Consider the following 25919-nt stretch of genomic DNA (forward strand, 5'->3'; position numbering starts at 1 on the left):
CTGGCACCACCCACCCACCGCGATGTCACTGGTGGAACGGTCGTCACCCGGACCGGGAAGCGACCGTTCCACCAGTGACGTCGGGTCAGGCCAGCGCGGCCGCGATCCGCTCGACCGCGGTGGCCAGCGTCGCGCGGCTCGCGGCCAGGTTGAGGCGCACGTGCTGCTCGCCGCCCGGGCCGAAGGGCAGCCCGGAGCTCAGCGCCACCCCCGCCCGCTCGACCAGCGTCTCGGCGGGGTCCTCGCCCAGGCCGAGCGCGGAGACGTCGAGCCACGCCAGGTACGTGGCCTGCGGCGGGCGGTAGCCCACCTGCGGCAGGTGCTCGGCGAGGAGCCGGCCGAGGTGCTCGGCGTTGGCGGCGATCGCGGCGTTGACGGCGTCGAGCCAGGCGTCGCCGTGCCGCCAGGCGGCCACGTGCGCCAGCACGCCGAGGTAGCTCGCGCCGTAGCGGGCCTCGAGCGGGATCTGCTCGACGAGCGCGGCGGACGCCGGGCCCGCGACCACGAGGCCGGCCTTGAGCCCGGCCAGGTTGTAGGCCTTGCTGGCCGAGGTGACCACGAAGCCGCGCTCGGCCACGGCGAGGTAGGGGGTGAACCGCGTGCCCTCGGGCACGAGCAGGCCGTGGATCTCGTCGACCACGACGGTCGCCCCCGCGGCGTCGGCCACGGCCGCGGCCCCGCGCAGCTCGTCGGCGGTGTGCACGGTGCCGGTGGGGTTGTGCGGGCTGCACAGCAGCAGCGCGGTGGCGTCGGGTTCCGCCAGCGCCGCGGCCACGGCGTCGAGGTCGAGCCGGTCGTCCGGGCCGAGCGGCACAGGGACGACGCGGCGTCCCATGGCGGCGGTGAACTCCAGCAGCGGCGGGTACACGGGCGCGGGCACCACGACCGCGTCGCCGGGCCGCGTGACGAGGCGGAGCACCTCGCGCACCCCGGCCAGCACGTCGGCGACCACGCAGGTGGCCGCCGGGTCCGGGGCCCAGCCCCAGTGCCGGGCGGCGGCCTCGGAGAAGGCCTCGGCGTAGGAGGTGTCCATCGGCGGGTAGCCGGTGTCGCCCCGGGACATGGCGGCGCAGACGGCGTCCACGACGGCCGGGGCGGGCAGCGCGTCCATCTCCGCGACCCACAGCGGCAGCACGTCCGGGCCGTAGCGGGTCCACTTCACCGAGCCGCGGGTGCGCAGCTCGGCCAGGCTCAGCTGCTCGAACGGCTCGGCCGGGCCGGACGGCTCGGGCGGTGCGGCGGGATCGGGCGGGATGCTCACGGCGCGATCCTGGCACCTCCGTGCCGGCGCGACGTGACTGGTGGAAGGGTCGCGTCCCGGCGCTGGATGCGACCGTTCCCCCGTGAACCGCGCGGGTCGGGGGAGCGGGGTCGGCGGGCGACGGTTTGGGGCCCGGCCGCGGCCGCGGGTAGTCTGGGCCCCCACGCCGCCCGGCCGGGCGGGGCCCGCCGGGTCCCGCGGTGCCGGGCTCGTGACGCGTCAACCCTCCTGCCACGGAGAGACCGTGGCCGCTGAGTCCAGAGGAGGTGGGTATCGCATGCGTCGCTACGAGGTCATGGTGATCCTCGACCCCGATCTCGAGGAGCGCACCGTCGCCCCGAGTCTCGACACGTTCCTCAACGTGGTGAAGCAGGACGGCGGTTCCGTCGACAAGGTCGACATCTGGGGCCGTCGCCGTCTGTCCTTCGAGATCAACAAGAAGGCCGAGGGCATCTACGCCGTCCTCGACCTCACCTGCAACCCCGCCGCGGTGCAGGAGCTCGACCGCCAGCTCAACCTCAACGAGGCCGTGCTGCGCACCAAGGTCATGCGGCCCGAGGCCCACTGACCCCTCGCACCGTGCGACGCGCGGCCGGCATCCCCCGGCTCCGCGCGTCGTCCACAGTCCGCGCGAGCGCTCCCTTCCGGGGAGTCGGAGCGCACCCGTAAGGTCCGGCCCACCAACGTCGAGCCCCCACACTCCCTGAGGCGGTCAGCACATGGCAGCAGGCGACATCCAGATCACCGTCGTCGGGAACCTCACCAACGACCCGGAGCTGAGGTTCACCCCCAGCGGCGCGGCCGTGGCGAGCTTCACGATCGCGTCGAACTCCCGCTACCTGGACAAGCAGACCAACGAGTGGAAGGACGGCGAGCCCGTCTTCATGCGGTGCTCGGTGTGGCGGCAGTACGCCGAGAACGTCGCCGAGTCCCTCACCCGGGGCACCCGGGTGATCGCCACCGGCCGGCTCAAGCAGCGCAGCTACGAGACCCGTGAGGGCGAGAAGCGCACGGTGCTCGAGATGGAGGTCGACGACGTCGGCCCCGCGCTGCGCACGGCGACCGCCAAGGTCACCAAGGTCGCCCGCTCCGGCGGCGGCTTCGGCGGCGACTCGGGCGGCTTCGGCGGCGCGAGCGGTGGCGGCGCCTCCGACTCCGACCCGTGGGCCAGCCAGCCCGGAGGCCAGTCCTCCGGCGGCGGCGCCTGGGGCGGCGGCGGTGGTGGCGGCGCGTCCTACGACGAGCCCCCGTTCTAGCCGGACCTGCTCCACCCCGCGGCCGCTGCGGCCGCACCCACCCGTCCGACCCCATCCCGGCGCCGACGCCGGGCTCCCACGACAAGGAGCACCACGATGGCCAAGCCTGTTCTTCGCAAGCCGAAGAAGAAGGTCTGCGTCTTCTGCAAGGAGAAGATCGCGCACGTCGACTACAAGGACACCGCTCTGCTGCGCAAGTACATCTCGGACCGCGGCAAGATCCGGGCCCGTCGCGTGAGCGGCAACTGCACCCAGCACCAGCGCGACGTCGCGACCGCGGTCAAGAACGCCCGCGAGATGGCGCTGCTGCCCTACACCTCGACCGCCCGCTGAGGAAGGAGGCGACCACCATGAAGCTCATCCTGACCCAGGACGTGAACGGACTCGGCGCCCCCGGCGACGTGGTCGAGGTCAAGGACGGCTACGGCCGCAACTACCTGCTCCCGCGCGGTCTGGCGACCCCGTGGACCAAGGGCGGGGAGAAGCAGGTCGCGCAGATCAAGCGCGCCCGCTCGGTCCGTGAGGTCCGCGACGTCGAGGCCGCCACGGCGATCAAGCAGTCCCTCGAGGGGCTCAAGGTCACGCTCACGGCGCGCTCCGGCGAGACCGGCCGGCTCTTCGGCGCGGTCACGGTGGCCGACGTCGTCGAGGCGATCACCGCCGCCGGCGGCCCCGCCGTCGACAAGCGCAAGGTCACCATCGTCGCGCCGATCAAGACCGTCGGCGCGCACAAGGTCGAGGTGCGCGTGCACCCCGAGGCGCTCGCCTCGGTCACCGTCGACGTGGTGCGCGCCTAGCACCCGCGACGACGACAGCACGAGGACGGCCGGCCCCGCAGGGGCCGGCCGTCCTGCTGTTTCAGAGCTGCGTCGGAGCTGGGTCGGTGCCGTGTCAGAGCAGGGTGCGCAGGTGGGCCAGCACGCCCGGTGTCGCGGCCTGCACCATCGCGAGCACCTCCTCGAAGTCCGAGTCGTCGCCGTAGTAGGGGTCCGGGACGTCGAGCGCGGCGTCCGCGCGCCCGGCGAGGGCCGGGTCGAAGGTGCGGTAGCGGCGCACGTCGGAGTCCGGGGCCAGCCGGCGCAGCGCCTGCTCGTGGCCGGAGTCCATGGCCAGCAGCAGGTCGGGGGCGTCGTCCTCGTCGAACCAGTCGCCGGTGATCTGGCGCACCCGGTGCCCGGCGGCGTCGTAGCCGTGGCGCGCGAGCACGGCGCGGGCCCGGCGGTCGGCGCCCTCGCCCACGTGCCAGCCGCCGATCCCGGCGGAGTCCACGAGCACGGCGTGGCCGAGGCCGGCGCGCTCGACGGCGTCGCGCAGCACCACCTCGCCGATCGGCGAGCGGCAGATGTTGCCGCTGCACACCACGGTCACCCGCACCTGCTGCCCCGCACCGCTCATGCGGTCGATCCTGCCGTGCCGCTCGGGCGCAGCCAGGCCCCGCCCCGGGCGCGGAGGCCCAGCAGCGCGGCGCGCACCACCATGAACCAGGTGATTGCCCACCACAGGGCGACGACGCCGAGGCCGAGGTGGAGCACCAGCCAGGCGGCGGGCAGGAACGCCACGAGCATCACCGTGCCGGCGATCGCGAGCCAGCGGCCGTCGCCGGCGCCGATGAGGACGCCGTCGAGCACGAACACCGGCACCACCAGCGGCTGCTGCAGCGCGCCGACGAGCAGCGACGCGGTGATGAGGCCGCGCACGACCGGGTCGGCCGTGAAGGCGTCGGGCAGCCAGGGGGCCAGCACGAGCAGCAGCAGCCCCAGGCCGACCCCCACGACCACGCCGAGGCGCACGAGCCGGCCGGTGACCGCGCGCGCCCCGGCCGCGTCGCCGGCGCCGAGGTAGCGCCCGAGCAGCGCCATCCCGGCGATGGCGAGCGCGTCCGCGGCCAGCGCGAGCAGGATCCAGACCTGGAAGCTCACGTGGTAGGCGGCGAGGTCGGCGTCGCCGGTGCGCGCGGCGACGGCGGCCGCCACGACGTAGACGGCGCGGAGCACGACCGTGCGCCACAGCAGCGGGGTGCCGGTGCGGGCCGCCGCCAGCAGGCCGGCACCCGAGGGGTGCGGGCGCACCCCGTGCCGGCGGGCCACCCGGACCACCACGACGGTGTAGGCGATCGCCTGGACCCACTCGGCCACGGCCGTGGCGACGGCCGACCCCCCGATGCCCCGGTGCAGCCCGAGCACGAGGGTCACCGCGAGCACGGCGTTGACCCCCACGGCCAGCAGCGTGACGAGCAGTGTGGTGCGGGTGTCCTGCAGGCCGCGCAGCACCCCGACGCCGGCCAGCGCCACGAGCGCCGCCGGGAAGCCGAGGGCCACCACGCGCAGGTAGGTCACGGCGAAGGGCGCGACCTCGTCGGAGGCGCCGAACGCGTGCACCACCGGGTCGGCCCACAGCCAGGTGGCCGCGCCCAGGACGACGCCGAGCAGCAGGCCGAGGCCCATGCCCTCGACGCCCTCGCCCACGGCGGCGTCCCAGCGGCCCTCGCCGAGGCGACGCGCCACCGACCCGGTGGTGGCGTACGCGAGGAACACGCACAGGCCCACCACGAGCGAGCTCAGCGTCGAGGCCGCCCCGAGCCCCGCGAGCGGCAGCACTCCGAGGGTGCCCACGATGGCGGCGTCGACGAGCACGTACAGCGGCTGCGCCACGAGCGCGCCGAGTGCGGGGACGGCCAGGCGGGCGATCTCGCGCAACGAGCCCTGCGGCGCCCCGGTGCCCGGGTCCGGCCCGGGCACCCCGGACTCGCGCGCCCCGGCCAGGAGCGGCTCGCCGGCCAGGGGCTCGGCGGCGAGCAGGTCCGGGTCCCGGGCGTCGTCCACGGCGGCCATCCTGGTGCCTGGCCGCTCCCGGCCGACCACCCGGCCGCCGCCGGGTCCGGTGGCCGTCCGCGGTCGGGTCGGACGGTGCGCCCGCCGGGGCGTCCGGCGGTCCGGCGTCGGCGGGAGTTCACCTGGCGGACACCCGAGCGAAGTTTCTTCCCTCCCCAGGGTGGGGACCGCATCGTCGCAGGTCACAGCTTTGCAGGCGCAAGATCGTCCGGGTTATCCCCGAGTTGTCCACAGCACCGACCACCGCGTCGCTCGGCGGTTTCCCCACGTCGTCCCCAGGTCTGTCCACAGGCCTCGTTGAGTCCCGGGCCGGACACCCCTACGGTCGCGCAGGCGGATGTCGGACCCCGGGCGTAGACCTGGGTCCCGCGGGCCCCGGCCGGGCCCGGGCGAGAGGGAGGGGGGCACGTGAGCGTCGTCGAGCTCAGCCCGCGCGACGACTCGGTCCCCGACCGCACCCCGCCCCAGGACATCGCCGCCGAGCAGTCGGTCCTCGGCGCCATGCTGCTGAGCAAGGACGCCATCGCCGACGTCGTCGAGACGCTGCGCGAGGCCGACTTCTACCGGCCGGCGCACGCCCTCATCTACGCCGCGGTCCTCGACCTCTACGGCCGCGGCGAGCCCGCCGACGCGATCACCGTCTCCTCCGAGCTGGCCAAGATCGGCGAGCTCGGCCGGGTCGGCGGCGCGCCCTACCTGCACACCCTGGTCGCCTCCGTCCCCACGGCGGCCAACGCCTCCTACTACGCCCACATCGTCTCCGAGCGGGCCGTGCTGCGCCGGCTGGTCGAGGCGGGCACCCGCATCGTGCAGATGGGCTTCCAGGGCGAGGGCGACGTCGACATGATCGTCGACCGCGCCCAGGCGGCGGTCTACGACGTCACCGACCGCCGCACCAGCGACGACTACCTCCCGCTGTCGGAGATCATGCCCGGCACCCTGGAGGAGATCGACGCGATCGCCTCGCGCGGCGGCGTGCTCGCCGGCGTCCCCACGGGCTTCGCCGACCTCGACGCGGTCACCAACGGCCTGCACGGCGGCCAGATGGTGGTGGTCGCGGCCCGTCCCGCGATCGGCAAGTCCACGCTCGGGCTCGACCTCGCGCGCTCGGCCTCGATCCGCCACGGCCTGGCCAGCGCCATCTTCAGCCTGGAGATGAGCCGCAACGAGATCGCGATGCGCCTGCTCTCCGCCGAGGCCCAGATCGCGCTCAACCATCTCCGCAGCGGCACGATGTCCGACGGCGACTGGCAGAAGCTGGCCCGCAAGATGAGCGCGGTCAGCGAGGCGCCGCTGTTCATCGACGACAGCCCCAACATGACGATGATGGAGATCCGGGCCAAGTGCCGCCGGCTCAAGCAGCGGCACGACCTGCGCCTCGTCGTCATCGACTACCTCCAGCTGATGACCTCGGGCAAGAAGGTCGAGAGCCGCCAGCAGGAGGTGTCGGAGTTCTCCCGGTCGCTCAAGCTGCTGGCCAAGGAGCTCGACGTCCCCGTGGTCGCCATCAGCCAGCTCAACCGCGGCGCCGAGCAGCGCACCGACAAGCGCCCGCAGATGAGCGACCTGCGCGAGTCCGGCTCGATCGAGCAGGACGCCGACATGGTGGTGCTGCTGCACCGCGAGGACGCCTACGAGCGCGAGAGCCCGCGCGCGGGCGAGGCCGACTTCATCCTCGCCAAGCACCGCAACGGCCCCACCGGCACGTTCACGGTGGCGTTCCAGGGCCACTACAGCCGCTTCGTCGACATGGCCCAGGTCTAGCGCGCCGGGTCCGTCGCTCCACCCGGCGCGTTCCGCCGCCGGCCGAGGCCGCGAGGTGCGGGCCGGGGCGGGCTCGGCGACGATCACCGGGTGAGGCTGCTGTTCGCCGACCAGCTCGGTCCGCACTTCCGCGCCGACCTGGCCGACGACGAGCCGGTGCTCCTGGTGGAGTCGCGCGCCGCGTTCGCCCGGCGGCGCGCGCACCGGCAGAAGGCGCACCTGCTGCTCTCCGCGCTGCGCCACCTCGCGGTCGAGCTCGGCGAGCGGGCCGTGCACGTGCGGGCGGAGTCGTACGGCGCCGCGCTGGAGCGGCTGCGCGTCGACCCGCGCGAGGTGAGCGTCGTCGACCCGACGTCGTACGCCGCCCGGCGATGGGTGCGCGAGCAGGGCATGACCGTGCTCCCCGCCCGCGGGTTCACCCTGGCGGAGAGCGACTTCCAGGGCTGGCTGGGCTCGCGCCGCCCCGTGCTGGAGGAGTTCTACCGCCACCAGCGCGGCCGGCTCGGGCTGCTGCTCGAGCCCGACGGCGGCCCGGTCGGCGGCCGCTGGAACTTCGACGCCGACAACCGCCTGCCGCCGCCGCGCGGGCGGCGCACGCTCGGCCTGCCGCACCCCTGGCGGCCGGAGGAGGACGACGTCGACGCCGCCGTGCGCCGCGACCTCGACGCCTGGGCGGCCGAGGGCGTCGCGCTCGTGGGCGCCGACGCGCCGCGCACGTTCGCCGCCACGCGGGTCGAGGCGCTGACCGCGCTCGCGGACTTCGTGCGCCACCGGCTGGTGCAGTTCGGGCCCTACGAGGACGCGATGCTGCACGACGACTGGGCGATGGCGCACAGCCTGCTGTCCGTGCCGATGAACCTCGGCCTCGTCGAGCCGCTCGAGGTGGTGGAGGCGGCCGTCTCGGCGCACCGCGAGGGACGGGCGCCGCTGCCGAGCGTCGAGGCGGTCGTGCGCCAGGTGGTGGGCTGGCGGGAGTGGGCCTGGCAGCTGTACTGGGCGCTGGGGCCGGAGTACGCCGGGCGCAACGCGCTCGGGGCGCGCGAGCCGCTGCCGGAGTGGTTCGCCGACCTGCGCCCGGAGCTGGTGCGGGCGGCCTGCCTGCGCTCCGCGCTGGAGGAGGTGCGCGACCGGGCCTGGAGCCACCACATCGTGCGGCTCATGGTGCTGGGCAACTGGGCGCTGCAGCGCGGCTACGACCCGCGCGCCACCGCCGCCTGGTTCCGCGACGGCTTCGCCGACGGCTACGACTGGGTCATGGTGACCAACGTCGTCGGCATGGCGCTCTACGCCGACGGCGGGCGGATGGCCACCAAGCCCTACGCGGCCGGCGGCGCCTACCTGCACCGGATGAGCGACCACTGCCGCAGCTGCCCGTTCTCGCCGTCGGTGCGCGTGGGGCCGCGGGCCTGCCCGTTCACCGCGGGCTACTGGGCGTTCCTCGACCGCCACGCCGAGGCCCTGCGCGGCAACCACCGGCTCGCCCGGCCCTACGCCGGTCTGCAGCGGCTGACCGACCGCGAGGCGCTCGTCGCGCAGGAGTCCGCGCGGGGCGACGGCCCGCCCTGACCGCGCCCGCGGCGGCCCCGGCGCCGACCGTGCATGCGGCCCGAGGACGGCGGATCCTGGGGGTGACGTCGCACCAGGCGCGTCGCACCGTGTGCCGTGCACCGGATGGCCTCGCCCCGGGGGGAGCGCCATGGCCGAGCAGCCCGTGCCGGGCCCCGCGAGCGGGAGCGAGCTCGTCGCGGAGCAGGCGGCCGAGCTCACCCGGGCGCTGGGCCGGCTCGCCCCCACGGAGCCCGCCGCGCTGCTCTTCCGCGACCTGCGCTCGAGCCCGCGCGGCCTCTCGGAGCGCGAGGCGGCGCGCCGCCTGGCGACCTACGGCGCCAACGAGCTGCGCCGGGCCGGGCGGCGCAGCCCGTGGCGCGACCTGCTCGACCAGCTGCTGCACCCGCTGGCGCTGCTGCTCTGGATGGCCGCGCTGCTCGCCTGGGTGATCGGCACGCCCGTGCTGTCCGCGGCGATCCTCGTCGTCGTCTGGCTCAACGCCCTGTTCGCGTTCGTGCAGGAGCGCGAGGGCGAGCGCGCCGTGGAGGCGCTCTCGGCGTACCTGCCCCAGCGCGCCGTGGTGCGCCGCGACGGGCACCGCCGCGAAGTGCCCGCCCGCGAGCTCGTGCCCGGCGACGTCATCGAGCTCGCCGAGGGCGACCGGGTGTGCGCCGACGCCCGGCTGGTCGAGGGCTCGCTCGAGGTGGACATGTCCACCATCAGCGGGGAGTCCCTCCCGGCGTTCCGCTCCGCCGCGGCGCACGACCGGGGCGGACCGCTGCTGCAGGCCGAGTCCCTGGTGTTCAGCGGCACGCTGTGCACCGGCGGCGAGGCCGTGGCGCTGGTGAGCCGCACCGGCATGCACACCGAGCTGGGCCGCATCGCCGCGCTGTCGCAGCGGGTCGTGCGCGAGCCGAGCCCGCTCGAGCGGCAGGTGCGCCGCGTCGCGTGGCTGATCGCGGCGGTCAGCGTCGGCGCGGGGCTGGCCTTCATCCCGATCGGCGCCCTGCTCGCCGGGCTCTCGCTGGCCGACGCCGGGTCCTTCGCCATCGGGCTCATCGTGGCCAACGTGCCGGAGGGGCTGCTGCCCACGATCACGCTGGCCCTGGCCGTGGCCGTGCGCGAGCTGGCCCGGCGCGGCGCCCTGGTGAAGCGGCTCTCGGCCGTGGAGACCCTCGGCGCGACGAGCGTGATCTGCACGGACAAGACCGGCACGCTCACCCAGAACCGGATGCACGCCGTGCTGGTGTGGTCCTCCGCGGGCGAGCAGCAGCTCGGCGCCTCGACGTCCGGGCCGCGGGCCGGCACCGGGGACGTCGAGGGCCCGCAGCCTGAGGTGCTCGGCCGGCTGGCCGAGGTGCTGGCCGCCTGCAACACCGCCGAGCTGGCCGACGACGTCGTCGACGACCCGGCGCGCGACCCCGCCGGCACGGGCGACCCCACCGAGCTCGCGCTGCTGGCGGTCGCGGCCCGGCTCGGCGCCGACGTCGACGCCGACCGGCGGGCCGCGCTGCGGCGCACGCTGTTCCACTTCGACCCCGCGCGCCGGCTCATGTCCTCGGTCGACGACGCCGGGCAGCGCCGGGCCGTCCACACCAAGGGCGCGCCCGAGGAGGTGCTCGCCCGGTGCAGCGGCCTGCTCGACTCCTGCGGCCGCGTCGTCGAGCTCGACGACGAGCGCCGGCGCGAGGTGGCGACAGCGGTCGCCGCCTACGCCGCGCACGGGCTGCGGCTCATCGCCGCGGCCTACCGCGACCTGCCGGCCGACCGGCCGGTGCCGGCCGAGCGGGACGACGCGGAGCGCGACCTCGTGCTCGCCGGCCTGGTCGCGCTGCTGGACCCGGCCCGTCCCGAGGTGCGCGCCGCCGTCGAGCAGTGCCACGAGGCGGGCATCCGCGTGATCGTCCTCACCGGCGACCACCGGCTGACGGCCGGCGAGATCGCGCGGGAGGTCGGCATCGGCGGCCCGGACCTGCGGCCCTGGGACGCCCAGGAGCTCGACCGGCTGACCGACGCCCAGTTCGACGCGTTCCTGGCCCACGGGCGCGAGCTGGTCATCGCGCGCACCTCGCCGGAGATGAAGATGCGCGTGGCCGAGTCGTTGCAGGCGCAGGGCCAGGTCGTCGCCATGACCGGCGACGGCGTCAACGACGCACCCGCCCTGCGCCGCGCGGACATCGGCGTCGCCATGGGTGGCACGGGCACGGACGTCGCCCGCGAGGCGGCCACGATGGTGCTCACCGACGACAACTTCCGCACGATCGCGCAGGCCGTCGAGGCCGGGCGCCAGGTGTACGACAACGTGCGCAAGTTCGTGCTCTACATCTTCGCCCACACCACGCCGGAGGTGGTGCCCTTCCTGGTGTTCGCGCTGTCCGGCGGGCGCGTGCCGCTGCCCATCACGGTCCTGCAGATCCTCTGCATCGACATCGGGACCGAGACGCTGCCCGCGCTGGCCCTCGGCCGCGAGCCGGCCGAGCCCGGTCTCATGCGCCGCCCCCCGCGGCCGCGCAGCGAGAACCTGATCCGCCGCGACCTCCTGCTGCGGGCCTGGCTGCTGCTCGGCGGGGTGAGCACGCTGCTGGTCACGTCGGCGTTCTTCTGGACCCTGACGGCGGGCGGCTGGACGCCGGGCGCGGACGTCGCCGCCGGGTCGCCCCTGCACGAGGTCTACCTCCAGGCCACCACCATGACCTTCCTCGGCATCGTGGCCTGCCAGGTGGGCACGGCGTTCGCCGCGCGCACCGAGCGCGCGTCCCTGCGCGAGATCGGACCGCTGTCCAACCCGCTGCTGCTGTGGGGGATCGCGTTCGAGCTCGTGTTCGCGGCCGCCGTCGTCGTGCTCCCCGGCGTGAGCGAGGTGCTCGGGATGGCGCTGCCTCCGCTGCACCAGCTTGCGGTCCTGCCGCTGTTCGCCGTGGCGGTGTGGGGTGCCGACGAACTCGTGCGCTGGGCCCGCCGGCGCCGGGAGCGCTGATGCGCGGACCGCGCCCAGGAATCGCCTCGCCCGCTCGGGCCGTGGCCGGACGTCGCGACCCGTGCTCGTGGGAGGGTCGGACCGCGGCTACGCGCCGGACTTCGTGGTGATCTTCGCCAGCTGCGCGAGGGCGGCCAGCGTGCTCTTGCCGGCGCTGCCCTCCAGCCCCGGGGTGGACAGCACGGCCAGCCACTCCTTGCCGTTGGTCCACAGGCAGTAGCCGTTGGCGCTGCCGGCGGCCGTGACGGTCATGCACCAGACCTTGCCGCCCACCGGGCTGGCGTACTCGGTCGCGGTGCCGAGCACGGCCGGCGCGGACGCCGGGAGCATCCGGCGGCTCATGGAGGCGAGCAGGTCGGCGGCGGCGTCGTGGCTCGTGAGGGCGTTCACCGCGTCGCCGCGCGAGTCCACCGGGATGTCGGAGGCGAGGTAGCGGGTCTGGGTGCTGCCCGCGGCGTACGTCGCGGCCCAGGCCCACGACGCGCCCTGCCCGCGCAGGTCGCGCGCCGCAGCGGCAACGGTCGCGTCCGGACGGGTGCGCCTCGCGCCGGCGAGCGTGGCCGGTGCGCTGCGCGCCAGCACGTCGGGCTGCTCGGCGGCGATGCTCTGGGCCCGTGCGGTCATGTAGCGGGGGACGGCGACGACGCAGAACGCGGCGAGCACCGCGAGCCCGAGGACCAGCAGCGTGACGGTGCGGCCCACGTGCCGCGAGGGCCGCACCTCGCCGGTGGTGCCGACCGGGGAGAAGTCCATGCTCGGGCCCACGGCGAAGCCGCCGCGCGCGCCGCCGCCGGTCCCGAAGGTCGAGTGCCCGCCCATGATGCTGCCGGGCGACGCGGTCGGCGTCCGGGGCAGCGACTCGTCCACCCACGTGGAGGACGACGGCGCGTGCGGCGCCCGCACGGGGGCGGTGCCGGCGCCGGGCCGGGAGCGGTCGACCTCGAGCGGCTCGGGCTCGAACGTCGTGGTGCGCGGGGCTGCCGGGGTCATCGCGGTGGTCCCGGCGCGCGCCGGGGTGGGGGCCAGCGCCGGAGTGGGGGCCAGCGCCGGGGTGGGCACGTCGGCGACGGCGACGTCGGGCAGCACGGCGACCGCGGTGGCGGTGTGGCCGGCGAGCGCCGGCACGGCCGCCTCGGCGACGGCGGGTGCCACCGCCGGCACCGCCACGGCGGGCGCGACGGCGGCGACGGGTGCCGCCGGCATCGCGACGGTGGTCGTGACGGGGGCGGGCGCGGGCGCGAGGGTCGGCGTCGGGACGGCCGAGGCGGCGGCAGCCGCCATCGCGAGCTCGGCCCCGCGGGTCTCGCTGGTCCACGCCGCACCGTCCCACCACCGCAGCGATGCGGGGTCGGTCGGATCGGCGTACCAGCCGGCCTGTGGGCTCACCTGCGCCCCCTTCGTGCGCGCTGCCGTGCCGGGGCAGCGTGTCGTGGCTCGTCCCACCTGTCTCCTCGGCCCTCGCCGCCGGGAACTGAAGGGCGGCACCCGCTCGGACCTGCGCCGATCGGTCACTCGCGGACGGCCGTCCAGGGGGACATGGGCCGAACGGCGGAGCGCGCCGGGCGCCGGGGCGCCGTGCGCCGGGCTCAGGACGTGCGGCGTACCGCCACGAGGGTGACGTCGTCGCGCGACCACTCGGGCGAGGCCTCGCGCAGCGCGGCGAGCATCCGGGTGACGAGCTCAGCGGGGGCCTCGTCCTCCACGGCCCCCACGAGCTCCGCGAGCTCGGCGTCGACGACCTCGTCGGCCTCGTCGCGGGTCTCCACCAGCCCGTCGGACCACACGAGCAGGACGTCGCCCACGTGCAGCGGGGCCCGCCGGGTCTCCCAGCTGCCGCCCAGGGCGCTGGCCAGCGGCCCGGTCTGCGTGAGCACGAGCCGCTCGCCGGCCCGGCCGCCGGGCAGCAGCCAGCCGGCCGGGTGCCCGGCGTTGGCCCACTGCAGCGTCCCCCGGCGCGGGTCGAGCACCACGACGAGCGCCGTCGCGAAGCGGCCGTCGTCGTCCACGAAGGACGTCGCGGCACGGGCCAGCGCCGTGCCGGGGTCGAAGCCGCTGCGCAGCGACACGGACAGCACCGCGCGCAGGCGCAGCGAGATGACGCCGGCCACCGCGCCGTGGCCGGAGACGTCGACGACGAGCAGCGCCGTGCGGTCGTCCTCCAGGGGGACGACGCCCCACCAGTCGCCGGCCAGCACCCCCTCGGCCGGGCGCAGCCGCCCGTGCACCTCGAGGTGCGGCACCTCGGGCGAGGGGTCGACGTCGAGCTCGCGGCGGATGGCCGAGACCACCGGCCCCTCCAGCGCCAGGCTGCCCTCCGCGGCGCGGGCCGAGTCGGTCTCCACCACGAGCGCCCGGCGCATCGCCTCGGCGTCGCGGCCCACCGCGCGGAGCTCGGGCGGCCCGGAGGGCACGATCACCTGGTCGCGCCGGCCGTCCCGCGCCACCCCCTGCAGCTGGTGGCGCAGGTCGTCGAGCGGCGTGAGCACCCACGAGCGCACGAGCACGTAGGCCGACACCAGCACGGCGAGGATCACGACCCCGGCGACGGCGAGGTCGACGGTCATCCGCCGGGCCACGCCGGCCAGCGCGTCGATGGCGGCCTCGCGGTCCCCGGGCGAGGCGTTCTGCACGGCGCGGGTCGCCGTCGAGACGTCGAGGTAGGCCGCGCGCACCAGCAGCCCGACCACCACGACGGCGACGAGGCCCGCGACGGCGAGCAGCGTCATCCGCGTGCGGAGGCTGACGCCGCCCGGCTCCATGGCGGTCACGCTAGTGCCCGCCCGAGAGCGCGGGCCGGGGTGCCCGGCCTGGCGGCGTCCGGGCCCCGGGCCCCGGCACCGGTCGCGCGCGCGGGGCGGGCCCGGGCCGCGGATAGGGTCGAGGGCATGCCCGGCACCGGACCGCGACTGCGCGACGCCCTCGACCGGCTGCCCGCCTACGTGGCCGGCAAGCCGCCCGCGGGTCGGGCCGACCTGACCCCCTACAAGCTGTCGAGCAACGAGAACCCCTACCCGCCGCTGCCCGGCGTCCTCGACGAGATCGCCCGCGCGGCATCGGCGGCCAACCGCTACCCCGACCCCGCGTCGACCGGCCTGGTCGCGGCGCTCGCCGAGCGCCACGGCGTCCCCGAGGACCACATCGCGCTGGGCACCGGCTCGGTGGGCCTGCTCCAGCAGCTGGTCCAGGTCACCTCCGGCCCGGGCGACGAGGTGCTCTACGCCTGGCGGTCGTTCGAGGCCTACCCGATCATGACGATCATCGGCGGGGCCACGCCGGTGCAGGTGCCGCTGCGCCCCGACGAGACCCACGACCTCGACGCGATGGCCGACGCCGTCACCGAGCGCACCCGGCTCGTGCTGGTGTGCACGCCCAACAACCCCACCGGCACCGCGGTGCGCCAGGCCGACCTCGACCGCTTCCTCGACCGCGTGCCCTCCGACGTGCTCGTCGTCGTCGACGAGGCCTACGTCGAGTTCGTCCGCGACGACGCCGCCGTCCGCGGGCTCGACACCTACCGCGACCGGCCCAACGTCGCGGTCCTGCGCACGTTCTCCAAGGCCTACGGGCTGGCGGGCCTGCGGGTCGGCTTCGCCGTGGCCCATCCTCCCGTGGCGACGGGCCTGCGCCAGACCGCCGTGCCGTTCGGCGTCTCGACCGTGGCGCAGGCCGCGGCCGTCGCGTCGCTGCGGGCCGAGGCGGCGCTGCTCGAGCGGGTCGAGGCCCTCGTGGCCGAGCGCACGCGCGTGCAGGACGAGCTCGCCGCCCAGGGCTGGGCGCTGCCGCCGAGCCAGGCCAACTTCGTGTGGCTGCGCCTCGGCGAGCGCCACGACGATTTCGTCGCGGCGTGCGACGCGGTCAACCTCTCCGTGCGGGCCTATGGGCGCGAGGGCGTGCGAGTGACCATCGGCGAGCGCGAGGCCAACGACCGCTTCCTGTCCGTCGCGGGCGGCTTCGTCCCCGCGCCCGCTGCTGCCCCGCGCCCGGCGGACGCCGCTGCGGGGCGCTAGCCGACGTCGGACCGGCCCGCGCTCAGCGCTCGGCCTGGCAGGGGTCGACGAGCAGGTCGGCCTCGGCGCGGCGCCCGGCGATCCGCTCGGCGCTCACCACGAGCGCGACGCCGGCCACGACGACGGCCGCGCCCACCAGGAGCCCGAGCGAGAGCGACTCGCCGCGCAGCCACCAGCCGAGCAGCACCGCCACCACGGGGTTCACGTAGGCGTAGGTGGCCACCAGCGACACGGGGGCGTGCCCGGCGACCCACACGTAGGCGGTGAACGCCACCAGAGAGCCGATGGTGACCAGGTAGATCCAGCCCCACCACGACGCCGCCGACGCGTGGGCCATGTCGCTCACGCGCTCCCCGCGCAGCAGCCCGAGGCCCGTGAGCACCACGGCGCCGGTGAGCATCTCGTAGGTGGAGAGCACGAGCGGGTCGCGCGGGACGCGGATGCGCGGCTGGAGGAACGTGCCGAGCGCCCAGGCGAACGTGCCGCCGAGCATGAGCAGCGACCACAGCGTGCGCTGCGCGGCGAGGTCCGAGCCGCCGTCGGCGTGGTTGCCCGGCAGCACCAGCAGGCCGATCCCCACGAGCCCGATCGCGATGCCCACCCAGGTGATCCACGGCGGGCGGTCGCCGGTGAGCGCGCGCAGCAGCGCGATGTAGAGGGGCACCACCGCGACGATGAGCGCCGCGATCCCGGTGGGCACCACGCGCTCGGCCAGGCTCAGCACCCCCATGCCGACGCCGAGCAGCAGGACGCCGATCACCACGGCGCCGCCGAGCTCGCGCCGCTCGACCCGCAGCCCGCGCGGGCCCCGGCGCACGAGGAGGTAGGCGGCCATGGCCGCGGCGGCCGCCGCGAAGCGGGTGCCGAGCGCGACCATCGGCGGCATGGTGTCGATCGCGAACGCGATCGCGAGGTAGGTCGAGCCCCAGACGACGTAGACGATGCCGAGCGCGGTCCACACTGCGGCCGGTGAGGGCGGCGGGGCGGGCGGGGCGGCGAGTCCCGGGTCGGCGGCGGTCGTCACGTGCGCATCCTCCTCGGCCCCTCCGACGTCCGTCGCACCGGTGTCCCGCGAGCGGTCGCGCGCGGCCGGCCGGCACGCGCGGGCACGCAGGGGTGGACGGCGTGCCGGTCACCAGGAGTGACGACTGAGGCTGACCTGACCTCGGTCGCGGACCGGGCCGCGGAGAAGGAGCGCCGCGCGGTCAGGGGAGCCTTGGCTTGGCGACACAGTTCACAGGTTCGGCTGCCCTTCACCCCCCGGGCATGGAGCAAAGTGTCCAGCGCACGAGTGCGTGCACCCGTACCGGTTCGCCTCTGAAGGGGTCTGCCTGATGAATGCCCTCGACCTGGCGCGGTGGCAGTTCGGCATCACGACCGTCTACCACTTCCTGTTCGTCCCGCTGACGATCGGGACGTCGTTCCTCGTCGCGATCATGCAGACCGCCTGGTACCGCACCGGCGACGAGAAGTGGCTCAAGGCCACCAAGTTCTTCGGCAAGCTGCTGCTCATCAACTTCGCGATGGGTGTCGTCACCGGCATCGTCCAGGAGTTCCAGTTCGGCATGGCGTGGAGCGACTACTCCCGCTTCGTCGGCGACATCTTCGGCGCGCCGCTGGCCGTCGAGGGGCTCGCGTCGTTCTTCCTGGAGTCGACGTTCCTCGGCCTGTGGATCTTCGGCTGGGACCGGCTGCCCAAGGGCCTGCACCTGGCCACGATCTGGCTGGCCGCGTTCGGCACGATGCTCTCGGCGTACTTCATCCTCGCCGCGAACTCCTTCATGCAGCACCCCACCGGCTACACCTACAACGCGCAGAGCGGCCGCGCGGAGCTCACCGACTTCGGGGCGGTGCTGTTCCAGAACACGACGGTGGCGACGTTCTTCCACGTCATCGCGTCGGCGTTCCTGGTGTCCGGCGTCATGGTCGTCGCGGTGAGCCTGCTGGTGATGATGACCGGCCGGTCGGTCGAGGCGATGCGCAAGACGCTCACCGTCGGCGTCGTGGCCACGGTGCTCGCCGGGCTCGCGGTCATGTACACCGGCGACGTGCAGGCCAAGATCATGGTGCAGCAGCAGCCCATGAAGATGGCCGCCGCGGAGGCGCTCTACACGACGCAGGAGAACGCGCCGTTCAGCCTCATCACCATCGGCAACCTCGACGGGTCCGAGGCCTACTGGTCGATCGACATCCCCGGGATGCTCAGCTTCCTCGCCACCGGCCACTGGACCGGCCCGGAGAGCACGGTGCAGGGCATCAACGACCTCCAGGCGGCTTCCGAGACGAAGTTCGGACCGGGCAACTACGCGCCCTACACCCCGCTCGTGTTCTGGGCCTTCCGCGCGATGATCGGACTCGGCGTCCTCGGCGCCCTGTGGGCGCTCTACGTCTGGTGGCGCACCCGCAAGGGACGCCTGCCCGGCGCCCGCTGGCTGCGGTGGACCGCGATCGTCGCGACGCTCGTCCCGCTGCTCGGCATCTCGGCCGGCTGGGTGTTCACCGAGATGGGCCGCCAGCCCTGGATCGTGTTCGGCCTCATGAGGACCGCCGACGGCGTCTCGCCGACGCTGAGCACCGCCCAGGTGCTCATCTCGCTCATCGTGTTCACGTTGCTCTACGGCGGCCTCGCGGTGATCGAGGTCGGGCTCCTCGTGCGCGCCGTGAAGATCGGCCCGCCCGAGACCGTGGAGGTCCTCGACCACGAGGACGCCAACAGCGGCCGTCCCCTGACCTTCTCGTACTGACGGACTAGGAGACCTGGACATGTCCTGGGAGACCCTGCAGATCATCTGGTTCGTCCTGATCGCCGTCCTCTGGATCGGCTACTTCGTCCTCGAGGGCTTCGACTTCGGCGTCGGCATCCTGCTGCGCGTCGTCGCGAAGGACGAGGCCGAGCGGCGCACGGTCGTGACGACGCTGGGCCCGGTGTGGGACGGCAACGAGGTGTGGCTGCTCGTCGCGGGAGGCGCGACCTTCGCCGCGTTCCCCGAGTGGTACGCCACGCTGTTCAGCGGCTTCTACCTCGCGCTGCTGCTCATCCTCGTGGCGCTCATCGTGCGCGGCGTCGCGTTCGAGTACCGCAGCAAGCGCGGCTCTGCCGTGTGGCGCAACCGCTGGGACTGGGCGATCACCATCGCCTCGTTCCTGCCCGCGCTGCTGTGGGGCGTCGCCTTCGCGAACATCGCCAAGGGCACGCCGCTCGTGCTCGACGCCAACGGCAACAGCCAGTTCGACGGCAACCTGTTCACCCTCCTGAACCCCTACGCGCTGCTCGGGGGACTCGTCACGCTGGCGCTGTTCACCACGCACGGCGCGGTGTTCCTCGCCCTCAAGACCGACGGCGAGATCCGGGTGCGGGCCAACCGCATCGCCGGCCAGGTCGGCCTCGTGGCCGCCGTGCTCGCGGTCGCCTTCGGGCTCTGGACGCAGCTGGCCTACAGCCAGAACGCGATCAGCTGGCTGCCGCTCGTGGTGGCGGTGCTGGCCTGGCTGGCCGTGCTCGGTGCCAACCGGGTCGGGCGCGAGGGATGGGCGTTCGTGTTCTCGGCCGTCACGCAGGCGGGCGTCGTCGTGTTCCTCTTCGCGGCGCTCTACCCCTACGTGATGCCGAGCAGCATCGACCCGGCCGCGTCGCTGACGATCACCAACGCCTCGAGCACCGAGTACACGCTCAAGGTGATGACCATCGTCGCGGTGATCATGACGCCGGTCGTGCTCGCCTACCAGGCCTGGACCTACTGGGTGTTCCGCAAGCGCCTCTCGCCCAGCCAGATCCCGGACGTGGGCAGGGGATCGCTCGACCTGCCGCACGAGGTGTCGGTCTAACCTGCACTGGTGTCCCGCCCGCTCGACCCCCGGCTGCTGCGCTACGCCCGTGGTGTCCGCACGCTGCTGATCGGGTCGATCGGGGTCTCGGCCGCCACTGCGGTGCTCGTCGTCGCCCAGGCGTTCAGCCTGGGCGACGTCGTGTCGCGGGTCTTCCTCGGGGGCGAGACGCTCGACGACGTCCGCGGCGTCGTGCTGCTGCTCGCGCTCGTCGTCCTCGGCCGGGCGCTGCTGGCCACGGTGGGCGAGAGCCTGGCGCAGCGGGCCGCCACCCGCACGTCCGCGCAGCTGCGCGCCGCGCTGCTCGCGCACGTCGTGCGGCTCGGGCCGGTGTGGCTGTCCGGCGAGCGCCGCGGGCAGGTGGCCACCCTCGCGACCCGCGGCGTCGACAGCGTCGAGCCCTACGTCGCGCGCTACCTGCCCCAGCTGGTCGTGGCCGTCGTCGTCCCGCTCACCGTCGGCGTCGCGATCCTCACGCAGGACCTGCTCGCCGCGGTCATCGTGGCGCTCACCGCGCCGCTGATCCCGGTGTTCATGGTGCTCGTCGGCATGTACACCCAGAGCGCCACCGCCCGGCAGTGGTCCACCCTCGGCGTGCTGGCCGGCCACTTCCTCGACGTCGTGGCCGGCCTGCCCACGCTCAAGGCGTTCCGCCGCGAGGGCGCGCAGGCGCAGCGCATGGCCGAGATCGACCGGCAGTACCGCACCGCCACCCTCGGCGTGCTGCGCGTGTCGTTCCTGTCGTCGTTCGTGCTCGAGCTGCTGGCCACGCTGTCGGTCGCGATCGTCGCGGTGTCGATCGGGCTGCGCCTGGTCAACGGCGAGATGGACCTGCGCACCGGGCTCGTGGTGCTGATCCTGGCGCCGGAGGTCTACCTGCCCATCCGCCAGGTGGGCGCGCAGTTCCACGCCGCCGCCGACGGCATCGACGCCGCGGAGCAGGTGTTCGAGGTGCTCGCGGTGGAGCCGCCCTCGCGCGGCGAGCGGCACGACGTGCCGGACGGCGACGTCGTCGTCGACTCCGTGACCGTGACGTACCCGGGCACCTCGGTGCCCGCGCTGGCGCCGGTGTCGCTGCGTCTGTCGCCGGGGCGCGTGGTGGCGCTCGTCGGTCCCTCGGGCGTGGGCAAGTCCACGCTGCTCGCAGTGCTCCAGGGATTCGTCGCCCCGGACTCGGGCCGCGTGCAGGTCGGGGTCGGGTCCGGTCCCGGGGCCGACCTGGCCGACCTCGACCCCGCGGCCTGGCGGTCGCGCCTCGGTGTCGTGGGGCAGGACCCGGTGCTCGTCGGCCCCACCGTGGCCGACGACGTGCGGCTGCGCCGTCCGACGGCGACCGACGCCGACGTCGAGCGCGCCCTGCGCGAGGCCGGGATCGACCCGGCGACGCTGCCCGACGGCCCCGCCACGCGCGTCGGCGACCTCGCCTCGGACGTCTCCGCCGGCCAGCGCCGCCGCGTCGCGCTGGCCCGCGTGCTGCTCGACCCGCCCGCGCTGGTGCTCCTCGACGAGCCCACCGCGGGCCTCGACGACGTCTCGGAGTCCGACGTCGTCGCCGCGGTGCGCCGGCTGGCCGAGCGCGGCAGCGCGGTGCTCGTGGTGGCCCACCGCCCGTCGCTCGTGGCCGGTGCCGACGACGTCGTGGCGCTCGAGCCGGTGGGGGTGCAGGCATGAGCGCCGACCGCTCGACCGGCAGCGTCGCGACCGCGCCGGTCGCGCCCGGTGCTGCGTCCGCCGCCTCGCCGGTGCGCCGGCTGCTGCCCTGGATCCTCTCCGAGCGCCGTCGGCTCGCGCTGGCCGTGCTCCTGGGGGCGCTCGCGATCGGGAGCGGGGTGGGCCTGCTCGCCACGAGCGCCTGGCTGATCTCCAGCGCAGCGCTCCAGCCGCCCGTGCTCGAGCTCGAGGTCGCGATCGTCGCGGTGCGCGCCTTCGGCATCGGCCGCGGCGTGTTCCGCTACGCCGAGCGTCTCGTCTCCCACGACGCCGCCTTCCGCGGGCTGTCGCGGCTGCGCCTGGCGGTCTACGACCGGCTCGCCGTCGTCGCGCCCGCGGGCGTCCCCGCCTACAGGCGCGGCGACCTGCTCGAGCGCCTGGTGCGCGACGTCGACGCCGCGCAGGACCTCCCGCTCCGCGTGCTCGTGCCCTATCTCGCCGGCGGCCTCGTGGCGCTGGGCTCCGTGGTGCTGGCCGTGGTGATCCTGCCGGCGGCAGGGGCCGTGCTGGCGGTGTCGCTGCTGCTGGCCGCCACCGTGGTCCCGTGGATCACTGCGCGCGCCGCCGCGGACGCGGATCGCGCGAGCGCGCCCGAGCGCGGCCGGCTCAACGCCGACGTGCTCACCCTCCTCGACGGCATGGGCGACCTCACCGTGTCCGGCGCGGCGGGGACCTGGCTCGACCGGCTCGAGGAGGACGACCGGCGCATCGGCGGGCTGGCCGCGCGCAGCGCGCGGGCGAGCGGGCTGGCCTCCGGCCTCGGCGTGCTGCTCTCGGGCGGCGCCGTGGTGGCGATGCTGATCGTGGCGATCCCGGCGGTGCGCAGCGGAGCGCTCCCCGGCGTCGACCTCGCGGTGCTGGCGCTGCTGCCGCTGGCCACCTACGAGGCCGTGGTGTCGATGCCGGTCGCGGCGCTGGCCCTCGGCCGGGTGCGCGGCTCGGCGCAGCGCGTGGTGGAGGTGCTCGACGCCGTCGACCCCGTGCCGGACCCGGCCGTGCCGGCCGCGCCCCCGGCCGGGGTGGTGGGCGTGCGGCTGCGCGGCGTCGGCGCCGGCTGGCCCTCGGGCGGTGAGGTGCTCACCGGCCTGGACCTCGACGTGCCCGCCGGCGCGCGGGTGGGCATCGTCGGGCCCTCGGGCACCGGCAAGTCGACGCTGCTGGCGGTGCTGGCCGGCTTCCTGCCGTACACCGGCTCGGTGCGGCTCGGCGACGTCGAGCTGCGCGACCTCGCCGGCGCGGACCTGCGCTCGGTCGTGGGCTGGTGCCCGCAGCTGCCGCACGTGTTCGACACCTCGGTGGTGGAGAACGTCCGCCTGGCCCGCCCCGGCGCCCCCGACGAGGACGTGCGCGCCGTGCTCGACGCCGTCGGCCTCGGGCCCTGGCTCGACGCCTCGCCCCACGGGCTCGACACCTCCGTGGGCGAGCACGGCGCCCGGGTGTCGGCGGGGCAGCGCCAGCGCCTCGGTGTGGCCCGCGTACTGCTCGGGGGGCATCCCGTGGTGCTGCTCGACGAGCCCACCGAGCACCTCGACGAGGCGACCGCCGACATCGTGGCCGGCGAGCTGCTCGCCGCGCTCGAGGGCCGCACGGTGCTGTGGGTCGCCCACCGTCCGCACGGCCTCGACCGGCTCGACCGCATCCACCGCCTCGGCTGAGCACCGGACCGGATCAGAGCGCGCGAGCCTCGCACAGCGCGACGACCTCGGCGTGGTGATCCGCCCAGCGCGACCACACCCATCGAGCCCAGTCGGCCAGCGCGGCGTCGCGGTCGTCGCCGGCCGTCTGCGCGAGGACGTCCCCGACCGTCATGCCCGTCAGCACCGACGGGCTCGCGATCGGGTGCCACGTGGTCGGGACGCGCGCCAGCCGCATGTGCGACTGCTGGACCTGGCGACCGACCGCTCCAGAGTGCCGGACGCGACGACGAGCGGAGGAACCCTCACGCACGTCGGCATCGACGCGGGTCGCTGCTGAACCGCTCGGGTCTCACCCGCCCGGCCCGACATTGGGACCGAAGATCTGCAGCTGGCCGCCCGGTGCGGCGATGAACAGACGCCCTTCACGGGTCGACAACTGCCAATCCTCGTACGGCGTATGCGACAGGGGGACGTGCAGGTGGATGTCGTTGTCGAAGTGGATCGTCAGCTCACCAGACTTGAACATGGTGCATGCGGCGCCCACCAGCCGAGACAGTGGCAACAGCTCCACGCCCAGACGGGGATCGTCCTCCGGGTCGATCGTGAGCGGCTCCCGTCCAGGGAGGGTGAGAACGTACGGCGCTGCAATCCGGATCTCGAATCCCTCGAGGAACAGAAGCGTCACGGCCCAGTCGATCTTCACCTGACTGACCTCACTGTGCTGGACCAACCAGTGATCAGCCCGCTCCTCGATCACCACCGGAAGTCTGGCCACTGCCTCGATCCCCCACTCCCTGGAACGACACCCGTGAAGATGCTGGTCGGCATTCCTGCAGTACTGCTGCTCAGGTCGATCGGAAGCCGCGCTGGAACCTCCATGCCGGGTAGCCGGCGGTGAGCGCAGCCAGGTGGCCTTCCCAGACCTCGGGCCCGACGGCGAAGGGCTCGACGAGCGCGATGTCCGAGCCGCTCACGTCGAAGCCCCAGGCGAATCCGGCCAGGGCGTGCACCTCCATCGAGCTGGGCGGGCCGTCGGGCACGCAGAGGAAGCTGTGGGCGCGCCAGCTCATGTCGTGCAGCGGCGACCGCGACGGGGCGTCGAAGAGCTGGGGGTTCAGGCCGATCCAGCAGAAGGGGTGCGGCAGGTCGCCCAGGAAGGCGAGCGGGTCGATCTCGAACTCCATGCCGCCGCTGCGGTTGTCGTCGCTGCGCACCAGCTGGATCCAGCCGAGGACGGCGTCGTAGCCGTGCGCGGGGTAGTCCACGTCCGCGTGGCACCACGGGAACCCCGCTGACTCCGGCCCCGAACCCACGCGCGCCGGGTCGTCGTTCCGCTCGAAGGTGACGCTGATCCGGCCCGTGAGGCGTCGCAGGCTGAAGTCGATGTCCATGCCAGCAACCTAGGGCCGAGCCGGCCGGGCCCGCGGGCGCGAATGCCCTGTCGCGCGGGGTGGGATCGGGCACGGGTCGGTCCCCCTGGCGCAGAGCCCGCTGCATGGTCGCGCCTCGTCGTGGCTAGGCGTCGGGGTCGTCCGGCGCCCGGCCGTCGGCCGAGGTGCCGGCCAGCCCGAACCACGCGACGGCCGCGCCGAGCACGAGCAGGCCGGCGACGACGAGCATCGAGCGCTGGTAGCCCTCGACCAGGCCCGGCCCGCCCGAGAGCGCCGCACCCGTGAGTCCGCCGAGCCACGGCACGAACGCGACCGCGACCAGCCCCGCCACGCGGGCCACCGCGTTGTTGACCCCGGACGCGGCGCCCGACGTCTGCGCCGACACGTGGCCCACGGCCGTGGTGGTCACCGGTGCGACCACGAGGGCGAGGCCCGCGCCGAACACCACCACGCCGGGCAGCACGCCGGTCACGTACGACGTCCCCGGCGCGATGGTCGAGAGCAGCAGCACGCCGACGGCGATGACGGCGCCGCCCGCGGTGAGCAGGAGACGGGCGCCGACGCGTGGCACGAGCCCGCCGACGCGCGAGGAGAACCCCGCGAGCAGGAGCGTGACCGGCAGGCCGGCCAGGCCCGCCTGCCAGGCCGTGTAGCCCAGCCCCACCTGGAGCACCACCGTGAGCAGCAGGAAGCCCACGGACAGCGCGCCGTAGACGGCCAGCGTCACGAGGTTGGCCACGGTCAGCGCGCGGACGGCGAAGAGGTCCGTCGGCAGCATGGGCGGTGGATGACGGGTGCGGGTGCGGCGGCGCTCGACGAGGGCGAAGGCCGTCAGCACCCCGGCACCGGTGAGCACGAGCAGGATCACGAGCAGCGCGTCGAGACGCTCGATCTCGATGAGCGGCCCCACCAGCAGCCCGAGCCCGACGACGGCGAGCACGCCGCCGAGCACGTCGAGCTGGCCGCGCAGCGGCCCGGGCTCGCGCGTGCCCGGGATGTCGGCGATCCCGCGGCGCGAGAGCACGAGCGCCACCGCCACCACGGGCACGTTCACCAGGAACACCCAGCGCCAGCCGGACGACGACGACGCCACGAGCAGGCCGCCCACCACCGGGCCGGCCGCCGTCACCACGGTGGTGAGGCCGGACCACGCGCCGATCGCGCGACCCCGGTCGCCGCGCGCGAAGCAGCTGGCGAGGATCGCCAGCGACCCCGGCACGAGCAGCGCGGCGCCGACCCCCTGCACCGCGCGGGAGGCGATGAGCACGGCGGGCGAGGGCGCGAGGCCGCACGCCACCGACGCGAGCACGAAGAGCACGAGGCCCCACTCGTACACGCGGCGCCGGCCGAGCAGGTCGCCCAGGCTGCCGCCGACCAGCACGAGCGACCCGAGCGTCAGCAGGTAGCCGTCGACGACCCACTGCGCGGTGGCCAGGCCGCCGCCGAGATCGCGGCCGATGGCCGGCAGGGCGACGTTGACGACCGAGGTGTCGAGGAAGGCGGCGCTGCTGCCGACGACGGTCGCCGCCAGGGCCAGGCGCCCCGCCGGCGTCCCCATCCGCAGGCCGGTGGTCGCCACCGTGGCGACCCTAGGGCAGGGCGGCTGCGGCCGCCTGCGGTCAGCGGGACTGCACGCCGCCCGAGGGCGGGACGTCGGGCCGCTTCGCACCGCCGGCACCGCCCTCGTGGACGCCGTGCTCGTCCACGCTGCG

General features: G+C 75.0%; 22 protein-coding genes. 12 read left to right on the forward strand and 10 right to left on the reverse strand.

All coding sequences use genetic code 11. From position 1 onward, the window contains the following. Positions 1–85: 85 nt before the first annotated feature. The gene (locus GC157_10915) at positions 86–1111 is read right to left on the reverse strand and encodes an aminotransferase class I/II-fold pyridoxal phosphate-dependent enzyme (GenBank protein ID MBI1377972.1); all 1026 of its coding nucleotides are present in this window, start codon (positions 1109–1111) and stop codon (positions 86–88) included. A gap of 427 nt (positions 1112–1538) precedes the next feature. Between GC157_10915 and GC157_10920 the strand changes: the two genes are divergently transcribed. From GC157_10920 to GC157_10935, 4 genes are all read left to right on the forward strand, one after another. Continuing rightward, positions 1539–1829, forward strand: a complete 291-nt coding sequence (locus tag GC157_10920; protein ID MBI1377973.1) for a 30S ribosomal protein S6 — start codon at positions 1539–1541, stop codon at positions 1827–1829. Between the two features lie 151 nt (positions 1830–1980). Then, entirely contained in the window at positions 1981–2517 is a 537-nt protein-coding gene (ssb, locus tag GC157_10925; protein ID MBI1377974.1) for a single-stranded DNA-binding protein, read from the forward strand. A gap of 96 nt (positions 2518–2613) precedes the next feature. Then, positions 2614–2850: a 30S ribosomal protein S18 gene (gene rpsR, locus GC157_10930; protein ID MBI1377975.1), complete on the forward strand. Its 237-nt coding sequence runs from the start codon at positions 2614–2616 to the stop codon at positions 2848–2850. A 17-nt stretch (positions 2851–2867) separates the two neighbouring features. Then, positions 2868–3314 (forward strand): 50S ribosomal protein L9, encoded by a 447-nt coding sequence (locus GC157_10935; GenBank protein MBI1377976.1) that lies wholly within the window; start codon positions 2868–2870, stop codon positions 3312–3314. A gap of 94 nt (positions 3315–3408) precedes the next feature. Here the strand turns inward: GC157_10935 and GC157_10940 are convergent, their stop codons facing one another. Both GC157_10940 and GC157_10945 read right to left on the reverse strand, forming a co-directional pair. Continuing rightward, positions 3409–3912: a low molecular weight phosphotyrosine protein phosphatase gene (locus GC157_10940; protein MBI1377977.1), complete on the reverse strand. Its 504-nt coding sequence runs from the start codon at positions 3910–3912 to the stop codon at positions 3409–3411. After that, a complete protein-coding gene (locus GC157_10945) occupies positions 3909–5348 on the reverse strand; it encodes an MATE family efflux transporter (GenBank protein MBI1377978.1) in 1440 nt (479 codons plus the stop codon). Before GC157_10945 ends, GC157_10940 begins: the two co-directional genes overlap by 4 nt. 408 nt (positions 5349–5756) lie before the next feature. Between GC157_10945 and dnaB the strand changes: the two genes are divergently transcribed. From dnaB to GC157_10960, 3 genes are all read left to right on the forward strand, one after another. Next, on the forward strand, positions 5757–7112 hold the full coding sequence (gene dnaB, locus GC157_10950; GenBank protein ID MBI1377979.1) for a replicative DNA helicase: 1356 nt from the start codon (positions 5757–5759) through the stop codon (positions 7110–7112). A gap of 90 nt (positions 7113–7202) precedes the next feature. Continuing rightward, a complete protein-coding gene (locus GC157_10955; protein MBI1377980.1) occupies positions 7203–8678 on the forward strand; it encodes a cryptochrome/photolyase family protein in 1476 nt (491 codons plus the stop codon). A 130-nt stretch (positions 8679–8808) separates the two neighbouring features. Next, positions 8809–11637 (forward strand): HAD-IC family P-type ATPase, encoded by a 2829-nt coding sequence (locus tag GC157_10960; protein MBI1377981.1) that lies wholly within the window; start codon positions 8809–8811, stop codon positions 11635–11637. Between the two features lie 87 nt (positions 11638–11724). Here the strand turns inward: GC157_10960 and GC157_10965 are convergent, their stop codons facing one another. Next, positions 11725–13272, reverse strand: a complete 1548-nt coding sequence (locus GC157_10965) for a DUF2510 domain-containing protein (protein ID MBI1377982.1) — start codon at positions 13270–13272, stop codon at positions 11725–11727. Continuing rightward, positions 13224–14396 (reverse strand): SpoIIE family protein phosphatase, encoded by a 1173-nt coding sequence (locus GC157_10970; protein ID MBI1377983.1) that lies wholly within the window; start codon positions 14394–14396, stop codon positions 13224–13226. Before GC157_10970 ends, GC157_10965 begins: the two co-directional genes overlap by 49 nt. Positions 14397–14522: 126 nt before the next feature. Here GC157_10970 and hisC point away from each other — a divergent pair, with 126 nt between their 5' ends. Beyond that, a complete protein-coding gene (hisC, locus tag GC157_10975; GenBank protein ID MBI1377984.1) occupies positions 14523–15644 on the forward strand; it encodes a histidinol-phosphate transaminase in 1122 nt (373 codons plus the stop codon). 22 nt (positions 15645–15666) lie between these two features. On the opposite strand, the gene GC157_10980 is transcribed toward hisC, so the two are convergent. Further along, on the reverse strand, positions 15667–16587 hold the full coding sequence (locus tag GC157_10980) for an EamA family transporter (GenBank protein MBI1377985.1): 921 nt from the start codon (positions 16585–16587) through the stop codon (positions 15667–15669). A 391-nt stretch (positions 16588–16978) separates the two neighbouring features. Between GC157_10980 and GC157_10985 the strand changes: the two genes are divergently transcribed. From GC157_10985 to cydC, 4 genes are read left to right on the forward strand one after another with little or no spacing between them, the layout of a single operon-like run. Further along, a complete protein-coding gene (locus GC157_10985; GenBank protein ID MBI1377986.1) occupies positions 16979–18388 on the forward strand; it encodes a cytochrome ubiquinol oxidase subunit I in 1410 nt (469 codons plus the stop codon). A gap of 19 nt (positions 18389–18407) precedes the next feature. Further along, positions 18408–19469 carry a cytochrome d ubiquinol oxidase subunit II gene (cydB, locus tag GC157_10990; protein MBI1377987.1) on the forward strand — a complete coding sequence of 354 codons (1062 nt, stop codon included), beginning with the start codon at positions 18408–18410 and terminating at the stop codon, positions 19467–19469. Between the two features lie 9 nt (positions 19470–19478). Then, complete coding sequence (cydD, locus tag GC157_10995; GenBank protein ID MBI1377988.1) at positions 19479–21140, forward strand: thiol reductant ABC exporter subunit CydD; 1662 nt, start codon at positions 19479–19481, stop codon at positions 21138–21140. After that, positions 21137–22834, forward strand: coding sequence for a thiol reductant ABC exporter subunit CydC (cydC, locus tag GC157_11000; protein MBI1377989.1), 1698 nt, complete (start codon positions 21137–21139; stop codon positions 22832–22834). The genes cydD and cydC overlap by 4 nt, the downstream gene beginning before the upstream one ends. Positions 22835–22847: 13 nt before the next feature. Here the strand turns inward: cydC and GC157_11005 are convergent, their stop codons facing one another. The 4 genes from GC157_11005 to GC157_11020 form a co-directional block, all read right to left on the reverse strand. Beyond that, entirely contained in the window at positions 22848–23051 is a 204-nt protein-coding gene (locus tag GC157_11005) for a hypothetical protein (protein MBI1377990.1), read from the reverse strand. 114 nt (positions 23052–23165) lie between these two features. Further along, positions 23166–23573, reverse strand: a complete 408-nt coding sequence (locus GC157_11010; GenBank protein MBI1377991.1) for a hypothetical protein — start codon at positions 23571–23573, stop codon at positions 23166–23168. Positions 23574–23661: 88 nt separating this feature from the next. Further along, positions 23662–24207: a hypothetical protein gene (locus tag GC157_11015; GenBank protein ID MBI1377992.1), complete on the reverse strand. Its 546-nt coding sequence runs from the start codon at positions 24205–24207 to the stop codon at positions 23662–23664. A gap of 124 nt (positions 24208–24331) precedes the next feature. Then, complete coding sequence (locus GC157_11020; protein ID MBI1377993.1) at positions 24332–25786, reverse strand: MFS transporter; 1455 nt, start codon at positions 25784–25786, stop codon at positions 24332–24334. Positions 25787–25919: the final 133 nt, after the last annotated feature.

It is taken from the genome of Frankiales bacterium, from assembly GCA_016125335.1.
Lineage (GTDB): Bacteria > Actinomycetota > Actinomycetes > S36-B12 > CAIYMF01 > Longivirga.